The organism is Paenibacillus sp. P4_E11 (assembly GCF_056401635.1).
Genome location: NZ_JBFUIX010000078.1, coordinates 23,616 through 30,094, shown reverse-complemented (window position 1 = coordinate 30,094; position 6,479 = coordinate 23,616). Strand labels below are relative to the sequence as shown.

The following is a 6,479-nucleotide window of genomic DNA, read 5'->3' as shown; positions in this document are numbered from 1 at the left end:
TTTCAGCATAGCGGCGCTGACCGTTTATTCGTTCCGGCGGCGGCAATAATCCAATAGATTCATAATAACGAAGCGTAGACGCGTTTATATCGGCTTTGGCTGCTAACTTTCCGATGCTGAGACTTGGCAAAGGAATTCACCTCCCCATTGACTTAAAGTTAACTTTAAGTTTTATAATAAAAGTATAGTCGGAATGAGGTGGTGGAGTAAATGAAAAAAAAGGAATGGCTAGCGGGGCTTGGTGTTCTTGGAGCATGCGCGCTATGTTGTGCAATACCTTTGCTTGGCGGCGCGGCAGTTCTTGGCATATCTTCTTTCTTTTTAAATCCAGTGGTGATTGTGATATTGGCTCTTGTTCTTATTACTGTTGCAGTCGTTGTTTATCAGCGCCGAAAGGCAAATGGAACATTGTGTATGAAACCAGGCTGCAGTTGCACTTCTTGTGCAAGTGGAAGGAGCTAAGCGTATGAAAAAAGAAATACCGGTTGCTTGCTGCCATACGGTATTCACTAAAGAAGAGCGTATAGATTACAAGGACGCTTGGGGCGAATTAGAAAAAAGAAGGCTTGGGGTTGCGGAGATTGAGTCAGGGTTTGAGTATCAATTTCCTGCTGATCCGGATACGCTGCGTCTGTTGTATGATTGGATTAGCTTGGAGCGAAAATGCTGTCCGTTTTTAACGTTCACGGTTAGTGCAAGTCACGAAAACGAACCGATTTTGTTGCAGCTAACGGGAAATGCCGAAGCAAAAGCTTTCTTAAGTAACGAGCTCAACGATAAAATTCAGATGATCACAGCGTTGGGCGAGAATAATGAAGTTTAGACTTATTTCGGGTCTTCGGAATATATAGTGGAATTACTATTTTAATTACTTGATAGAAATTACATCATAAATCGGATTATGTAGTGGAACAATAGATTAATTAAATCATAGTATATGTTTCGTGATAATAAAGTTGTTTAAATCATAATAAAGTTGTTTAAAAAATAATAAAGTCATTTAAAATTAAAATGTATTAAGTTATACCGCAAACGGGCCAGATTGTTTAACAAGATTTATTGGAATAACTTGGCTTTATAAAAAGGGGGTTAGCGAATGGAATGGTCTGCTTTTCTTATTTTTCCCGCCTTCACTATAGGCGCAATAGCTTTGGGGCTCGTACTTCATACAATTCAACAGATTAAAAAGTTAGAGGAAAGAATTAAGGAGTTAGAAAGTAAAAGTGAATAAGATTGTTTAACTTGTTGAACAATCGGGCGCGATTGTTGCATATTGATTGAGTTTTTAAACGACTTTATTGTTACTTCCATGAGTTCTTATTTAGTAATTGTACAAAAAATTAAACACCTTTATTTTTACACCGTCCACATTTGCGGACGGTGTAATGCGTTTTTTCTGCTTTAAAATTAAACATCKTTATTATCATTACACAGTATAATCAAATTCTTTTATAAAAGAGCTTGAAAAACATTTTAAATCGCATTACCTTATCTAAGAAAGGAGGACTAAAATATGAAAATAACTATTGAAGAATTACCTGAATCAAGGATTGCTTATTTCCGAAACGTTGGAGAGTATGGTGAAAAGCAAAACAAAGAGCTAATGGAGTCTTTTAAAAAGTGGGCACAGTTGAATGGTGTTTTTGATAATTCTACAATTTTAGGTATACCACAAGATAACCCAGAGGTTACTCCTAAAGAGGAATGTCGTTATGATGTTTGCGTTGTTATAAATAAAGATTTTAATGTGGCAAAACCAGCTCAAGTTGGTAAATTTTCTGGTGGGAAATACGCTGTTTTCTTGCTTGACCATACAAAAGAGGCAGTCAGTGAATTTTGGGGCAATATTTTTTCTGAGATAGAAAAAAAGGCTATTCGGATTTTGTGGTGGAATTACGAATTGTTTAAATCCATTATAGGTAATATTAGGTATTTTATTTGTCATTATTCCAGTTCTTTGACATGATTAGGCATTAAGAAGACCGGGAGCTTTAATTAGAGTTTGTAGACTTTTGATTCTAAATAAAGCCAGCCAACTCAGTTAAGTTGAGTTGCTGGCTTTTTCGCAATGTTCACGCGAAGCTCCCCATTTCTGCACCCATTTATCCATTTCATTCAACGCCGTTTGAAAGTCGCTTCCTTTTTCCGTTAAGGAGTACTCTACGGTAACCGGTACAGTAGGAAACACTTGACGTCGAACAAGACCATTCTGTTCCAAATGACGAAGTGTATCCGTTAAAGATTGTGTATTAATTATTGACACGTTCTTTCGAAGTTGATTAAACCGCTGCGGTCCATTCAACAACTCGTCGAGCACGACAAAAGACCACTTTGCCCCGAGAATTTGAAGTACCTCACAAATATTCGACTGTTCTTTATCAGCCATGTCCTCACTATCCTTACAAAAATATAGTAAGTCAAATTAAATTGGTTATATCCAAATACATTGCCTTCTTACATTATGTTATTCATCACCTTATACTGTCAATAGACTGGATCCACGTTTATTACTTTAATCTCACATGCCGGACGCGGCAGTGTAAAAGTTGCACAGGAGGTATGGACCAATGAATCGAATCAATATTTATCTTCTTATCCTAGGGATATTTCTTGTAGGTACAGCTGAATTTGTCGTTTCAGGCGTACTTAATTTCATTGCGGAAGATTTGCGCATATCGATAGCGGCAGCCGGTCAGTTAATAACCGGATTTTCTCTTGCCTTTGCGATTGGGACCCCGATTGTGATCTCGCTTACTTCTCGTATGAAACGTAAACAGTTATTACTATTGTCGCTGGTTGTTAATATTATCGGCTGTGCAGTAGCTTTCGTTAGCACGGAGTATGTAATCTTGCTTGTATCTCGTATCATTCTGGGGGTTAGCGCTGGCGTATTTTCCGTGGTTGCGATAAGTTCGGTCACGAAGCTAGTTCCCCCTGAAAAAATGGGCGGGGCGATCAGCATGATTTCTCTGGCATTCGGCATGGCGATGACTGCGGGCGTGCCGATCGGGATCGCCATTTCCAATCGTTGGAACTGGCATATCATCTTCATGGTTTTAGGGATCACCGGCATAGTGGTGATAATCGGCTTGGTCCGCTTGCTCCCGGAAATCGAAGGGGATGCTTCGGTGCCTTTTTGGCAACAATTCAGCGTACTAAAAAATCCAATTCTGATCTCCGCCTTGTGCTTCAATCTTGTTGTTTGTGTAAGTCATTCCATCATGCTATCTTATGTTACTCCGTATTTAAAAACAATTCTTAATATGGACGCTTCAAGTATTGGAATAGTTATGCTTGTACTTGGCATCGCCGGAATTATCGGTTCACGTGCAGGAGGTTACAGTACAGATAAATGGGGAGCGGTTCGAACCATTTTTTTGACTGCAGCCATTGCCGCGATTTCTCTTGCTCTGCTCCCCGCATTAATTGCAGTGCTATTCATTGGATTGGCACTGATCCTAGTTTGGATGTTCACGGTGTTTATGAACACTCCGGCGGTGCAAGCCTACTTCATTCAATTAGCGCCTCAATCAGCCAATCTTATACTCAGTTTCAACACATCGGTTTCACATCTAGGGTTGGCCATTGGAGCGGTAACGGGAGGCTTATGGGTAAATTATAATTCCACCGTTCAATATCATCCATGGGCTTCAAGTGCTTTCTATACGCTTAGTCTGATGCTTGCTTTCGTAGCATTCGCTTTAAGAAAAAGAAAGTTGGCAACGAGTGCTGTTTGAAAAAAGTTTTGGAGAATGAGATCAGTTTTAAAAAAGCGAATAATGATCGCGAGGAGGATCAATATGGAGTTTATAAACAGAGTGGCGCCGGAGTTGCGAGAAGCACTTGCAAACACTCCACATCTTACTTTGCCGGATGACGTGGAATCAGCCAGGAATATACCGTTTATGCCGCCGCACCAATCCGAACATATTCGAATCGTCAGTCGAATGGTTCCCGGCCCAGCTGGAGAGATAAAGGTGAAAATATATGAGCCGCTTCATAGATCCGCGAACAAGCTTCCCGCGGTACTTTGGATCCATGGTGGCGGTTATGTCTTAGGGCATCCCGATTTCGATGACGGATTATGCGAACGGTTCGTTCAAGAAGTGGATTGTGTCGTGGTTTCAGTTGATTACCGTCTTGCACCCGAGCATCCTTTTCCAGCCGCCATCGATGATTGTTATGCAACTTTATTATGGTTATCGAACACATCCAATCCACTGAATATTGATGTGAAGCGCATTGCTGTCGCGGGATCCAGCGCAAGGGGCGGGTTGGCAGCGGCGGTAAGCTTGATGGCTCGCGATAAAGAAGGGCCCTCGATTGCATTCCAAATGCTGCTGTATCCGATGATTGATGATCGTAATATTACGCCATCCAGTCATGAAATTACATCTCGCAATGCGGTATGGAATCGATCAATTAACATTGCAGGCTGGAAGATGTATTTGGGTGAACAGACTGTGGAAGTTTCCCCTTACGCTGCTCCGGCCCGTGCCATAAATTTGGCGGGGCTTCCTCCAGCATATACTTGTGTGGGAGAGTTGGACCTGTTTCGGGATGAAACGATTGATTATGTTGCAAGGATGGCGAGGGCTAGCGTTCCTGTTGAATTCCATTTGTATCCGGGGTGCTTTCACGGTTTTGATGCAATGGCTCCCGCTGCAGATGTTAGCATACGCGCAAGCAAGGAGTACATCACCGCGTTAGCAAGAGCTTTTAAATCGTGAATCGACTTTTCAAGAATCCATTTGATACATTGAGTTATCAATTGACTGAACCTTTTGCTCTGCACTTCATTTGTGCAGAGCTTACTTGTTAATAAAAGGGCTCTTACCAGTCAGTAATAGAAATTCGTAGAGTGACCATATGTTCAAAATAACTTGAAATTGAAGCTGGAAATTGGTAGACAGTATTCCACCACAAAATCCGAATACCCCTTATTTCTAAAATAAATAGCAGTTTTCGTTAGTCAATTAGTAATACTTATTTCACCGATTTTGTTAGAGAGTTACATTACAAAACGAAGAGGCTGTCGGCGTAARCCGTTCAGCCTTAACTTCGCTATTGAGCAACATYGATCATKAAAAATTAGGCTTCCAAAAACGTAAYTATATWCGAATAAACCTCTTCCGGRTGAGTAAGGTTGATCTTRTGGTCTCCCCCTTGGATTTCAGCAAAATGAATGTTAGGAACCACACGAAAATGGTCGGCTATCCGGARACAATCAACAAAATCGAGTGTTCCAAGAATTAATAACGTTCTTGACTGTAGTTTGTCTAATCGTTCAATGGCAGGAGGTTTAGSCCAAACCGATTTTGGAGTAGCCCACTCKARCATCTTTTTGATGTTATGTGYAGTCATCTCTGCCATAAGGCCGCGTTGCGGACCTTTACTGGTAACGGTATAAAAGGGGGCAGCGAGAGCGAGTTCTGTCATCTTAACGACATCTGGTACGGCAGCTTGCACTCTTTGCAGGACGGCAGCCAAATCCGGAGAGTGAACAAATCCCGACAATGCAGGTGAGAGTAGAATAAGACTTTGCACACGATCCGGGTAGGATAGCGAAAATTCAGTTGCGATCTGTCCACCGATGGAATTTCCTACGAGTATAGCCTGTTCGATGTTCAAGTGGTCCAGAAGGGAAAGCACATCTTCGATATAATTGGAAGGCTCCATCGGAGCAGGAGACTTTCCGCACCCGCGTGGGTCAACGGCAATGACTTTGAAATGTCTGGATAGGAGAGGAGCAAGGAAGGTCGAATCCCGCATATCGGTTCCGCCGCCATGGAGCATCCATTGATGATGTGGCTAAGCGTGCCGGGATTTCTAAAGGTCTCTTGTACAATTATTTTTCCGGAAAGGCCGATCTCTTAAGAGAATTAATCCTGAGCCGTATAGAAGAAATCGTTCAAGTCATGGAGGAAGCGGTCACGAAACCGACTCCAGTAGAACAACTTGTGTATATCGCCGATCATGCGCTTCATAATGTTCAGGAAGGCCTAGCAAATATCGTTTTTACTTGCACATTCAAACACATCCAGAAGCTGACGAGGTCGTATCCACATATAGTCAATTGCTTAAAGATGAAATGGCTCGCCAATCCAAACTCCAGGTTGACATCTTTCGTAGAATGAGGGTTCCCAATCCCCATATGCAGTCGCTCCACTTCTCAACTGCCCTTCATGGCATGATGCTTATGTATGCCACTTATCCGGAGAATTTCCCCCTGTTAGAATTGAAGGCGGAAATGCTCTCCAAGATTTTTGAAATATCTCGGGGAAGGAATCTAAACTAGATACAGGTCGTTCGCATGCGCTGGACTGTGGCGTTGACGGCATGATCAATTTTCCCGACAAGCTATCGGAGGCGATGCTTTCGTCGGCAAAGGACCATGGAGGCTATGCGGAATTTCGCAATATTAAACTTGTTACATTATAGTGTTGGATGGATGCCGACTGCCTGCCGAATCTTGTTCC

8 protein-coding genes and 1 pseudogene are annotated in these 6,479 nt (G+C 42.0%); 6 read left to right on the top strand and 3 right to left on the bottom strand.

Annotated elements, in window-relative coordinates:
- Positions 1-130, bottom strand: a 130-nt coding sequence (locus AC1DWB_RS24175; RefSeq protein ID WP_477543654.1) for a MerR family DNA-binding transcriptional regulator, incomplete at its 3' end; no start/stop codon positions are given.
- Between the two features lie 80 nt (positions 131-210).
- Here AC1DWB_RS24175 and AC1DWB_RS24170 point away from each other — a divergent pair.
- The 3 genes and pseudogenes from AC1DWB_RS24170 to AC1DWB_RS24160 all read left to right on the top strand — a co-directional run.
- Positions 211-462, top strand: coding sequence for a hypothetical protein (locus tag AC1DWB_RS24170; protein WP_477543652.1), 252 nt, complete (start codon positions 211-213; stop codon positions 460-462).
- A gap of 4 nt (positions 463-466) precedes the next feature.
- Positions 467-823 carry a hypothetical protein gene (locus AC1DWB_RS24165; RefSeq protein WP_477543651.1) on the top strand — a complete coding sequence of 119 codons (357 nt, stop codon included), beginning with the start codon at positions 467-469 and terminating at the stop codon, positions 821-823.
- Between the two features lie 690 nt (positions 824-1,513).
- Positions 1,514-1,876 (top strand): annotated as a pseudogene (locus tag AC1DWB_RS24160) (AraC family transcriptional regulator); the annotation flags it as partial.
- Positions 1,877-2,041: 165 nt separating this feature from the next.
- Here AC1DWB_RS24160 and AC1DWB_RS24155 read toward each other — a convergent pair.
- Positions 2,042-2,386, bottom strand: a complete 345-nt coding sequence (locus tag AC1DWB_RS24155) for a winged helix-turn-helix transcriptional regulator (RefSeq protein WP_477543650.1) — start codon at positions 2,384-2,386, stop codon at positions 2,042-2,044.
- Between the two features lie 181 nt (positions 2,387-2,567).
- On the opposite strand from AC1DWB_RS24155, the gene AC1DWB_RS24150 reads away from it, so the two are divergent.
- Together AC1DWB_RS24150 and AC1DWB_RS24145 are read left to right on the top strand one after the other, a co-directional pair.
- Entirely contained in the window at positions 2,568-3,737 is a 1,170-nt protein-coding gene (locus tag AC1DWB_RS24150) for an MFS transporter (protein ID WP_477543649.1), read from the top strand.
- A gap of 63 nt (positions 3,738-3,800) precedes the next feature.
- Positions 3,801-4,730: an alpha/beta hydrolase gene (locus tag AC1DWB_RS24145; RefSeq protein WP_477543648.1), complete on the top strand. Its 930-nt coding sequence runs from the start codon at positions 3,801-3,803 to the stop codon at positions 4,728-4,730.
- A 361-nt stretch (positions 4,731-5,091) separates the two neighbouring features.
- Here AC1DWB_RS24145 and AC1DWB_RS24140 read toward each other — a convergent pair whose 3' ends face one another.
- Positions 5,092-5,772 carry an alpha/beta fold hydrolase gene (locus AC1DWB_RS24140; RefSeq protein WP_477543647.1) on the bottom strand — a complete coding sequence of 227 codons (681 nt, stop codon included), beginning with the start codon at positions 5,770-5,772 and terminating at the stop codon, positions 5,092-5,094.
- A 35-nt stretch (positions 5,773-5,807) separates the two neighbouring features.
- Here AC1DWB_RS24140 and AC1DWB_RS24135 point away from each other — a divergent pair, with 35 nt between their 5' ends.
- A complete protein-coding gene (locus AC1DWB_RS24135; protein WP_477543646.1) occupies positions 5,808-6,137 on the top strand; it encodes a TetR/AcrR family transcriptional regulator in 330 nt (109 codons plus the stop codon).
- Positions 6,138-6,479 lie beyond the last annotated feature (342 nt).